This window comes from Rhodoferax sp. RT5P35 (genome assembly GCF_056521385.1).
On the sequence record NZ_JBWMAX010000036.1, the window covers coordinates 1 to 2,283 of the forward strand.

At 66.6% G+C, this 2,283-nt stretch carries 2 protein-coding genes; one reads left to right on the top strand and one right to left on the bottom strand.

The window, feature by feature from the left end:
* Nucleotides 1–1,582 (top strand): GGDEF domain-containing protein (locus tag AC097L_RS23220; protein ID WP_479589107.1); only part of this gene is annotated, 1,582 nt, incomplete at its 5' end.
* Between the two features lie 79 nt (nucleotides 1,583–1,661).
* On the opposite strand, the gene AC097L_RS23225 is transcribed toward AC097L_RS23220, so the two are convergent.
* Nucleotides 1,662–2,283, bottom strand: a 622-nt coding sequence (locus AC097L_RS23225; protein ID WP_479589108.1) for an SMP-30/gluconolactonase/LRE family protein, incomplete at its 5' end; no start/stop codon positions are given.

Consider the following 2,283-nt stretch of genomic DNA (forward strand, 5'->3'; position numbering starts at 1 on the left):
GGGGGGCATCGCCATGAGAGCTTGGCAGCAAAAGATGTTGACCCCCGCCGTGCGCATCGCGCTGGGCCTGGTGTCGCTGATGGTCACGCTGGTGCTGATCGGCGAAGTGTTTACCGGCTACCCACCCGACCGCGAGGAAAGCGCGCGCCGCTACCGTGGCCAGATGGCGCGCATCGTGGGCGGCGAGGTGGTGGTGGCGTTGCGCGCGGGCGTGGACGATCTGCCCGGGTCGCATTCCGCCGTGCAACACGTGCTGAAGGACGCACAACGGCGCGAACCGAAACTGCTGTCGGTGCGGGTGATCGGCGTAGGCGGCCAGCCGCTGGCCCAGGTGGGAGAACATGTGCGCGGCTGGCAGCTGGCACCCGGGGATTTGTCGAACGCCGACAACATCCGCGTGCCGCTGATCTCCAACGGCAATGCCTGGGGGGAGGTGCAACTCGTCTTCGAGCCAGCGCTGCCCACCACGCTGCGCGGCTGGCTGCACGATCCGCTGGCGCAATGGCTGGCGTTCATCGTCTGCGTGGGTTTCGTGGCTTTCGCGTTGTACCTGCGGCGCGTACTGCGCCACCTGGACCCGAACGCTGCCGTGCCCGAGCGCGTGCGCAACGCCTTCGACACCCTCACCGAGGGTGTGCTGGTGCTCGACCTCTCCGGTCGCATCATGCTGGCCAACCGGGCCTTCTGCGATCTGTGTAACGAAAATGCGCAGGCGCTCACCGGTGTCGATGCCGACAAACTCACCTGGATGCGGGCTGCCATGCCGCCCGATACCAAGGCCCTGCCCTGGCGCCAGGCGGTGCAGCAGAAAAAGGCCGTGCTCGGCGTGCCGCTGAAGCTGGAGTTCGAAGGGCTACCGCGCCGCGAACTGGTCATGAACTGCGCCCCCATCATCGAAGGTGCCAACCAGGTGCGCGGTTGCCTGGCCACCTTCTCCGACGTGACCGAACTGCACGAGCGCACCGAGCGGCTGCAGGTGGCCATGGGCGAGCTGAGCGCCTCGCAGCGCGAGATCGAGCGCCAGAACGAAGAGCTCACGCTGCTGGCCACGCGCGATGCGCTCACCGGCATCTTCAACCGCCGCTCGCTGATGCAGCAGGCCGAGCAGCGCTTCGCCGAGGCCCGGGCAGGCGGCACCCCCATCAGCTGCATCATGTGCGACATCGACCACTTCAAGCAGGTAAACGACAAATACGGCCACGCGGGCGGCGACCAGGTGATCCAGGGTGCGGCAAAAGCCCTGTCACGCGGGCTGCGGCTGGGCGATTTTGTCGGCCGCTATGGCGGCGAAGAGTTCTGCATCATGCTGCCCGGTGGCACGGCGGCCCAGGCGGCGGAGATCGCCGAGCGGCTGCGCGAAGACATCGACGCCAACCTGGGCGACTCGCTGCGCGACCACGTCGGCGTGAAGGTCACCATGAGCTTCGGCGTGGCCGAGATCGGCGCGCAAGTGCCCGACCCGGCCACGCTGATCGATCTGGCCGACCAGGCCCTCTACCACGCCAAAAAGAACGGCCGCAACCGCGTCACGACCTGGTCGGCGACCGGCATTGCACCTGCCGAGTCCACCGCTGGTTCTTAATTTTTATGGGTCAAATTGGCCTCTGGCGCTTAATCCATAAGCACAAGCAGCTACTAAAAGTGTAGTAAAGGGCGGGCCGTCAACCTTGGAAGAAGTTGACCGGTAGGCCTGGCACATCCACCCGCATCGACAGCACGCAGCCGGACGCAGGCATCGCCTCCAGCTCCGCGGCGGGGCGGCCATGGCGGCCGGTGGTGAGGTACAGGGTTTGCAGATCGTCACCACCAAAGCAGGGCATGGTGGGGCAGCGCACCGGCAACGCATAGGCGTTGAGCAGGTCGCCCTCGGGCGAGAACTTGCACAGGCGCTGGCCTTCGAACTGGGCGGAATAGTAATTGCCCTGCACGTCCACCGCCGCGCCGTCGGGGCGGCCACCGTAACCAGGCATGCCCGGCTGCCAGCCTGCGGGCTTGGGGGCCATGTGCAGGTATTCACGGTAGTGCGACAGCACGTTGGGCACCGCATCCCAGTCCCAGGCGTGGACGATGTGGTGCGGCGTGTCCGACCAGTACAACGTCTTGCCGTCCGGCGACCAGGCCAGGCCATTGCCGGTGATGGCATTGCCCGCCATGCTGCGCAGCGTGCTGCCTTCCAGGCAGTACAGCTCTGCCTTACGGGCATCGCGCGGCTCGTAGATGGTGCTGGCCCAAAAGCGGCCCAGCGGGTCGCACTTGCCGTCGTTGAAGCGGGTGGTGGCCGGG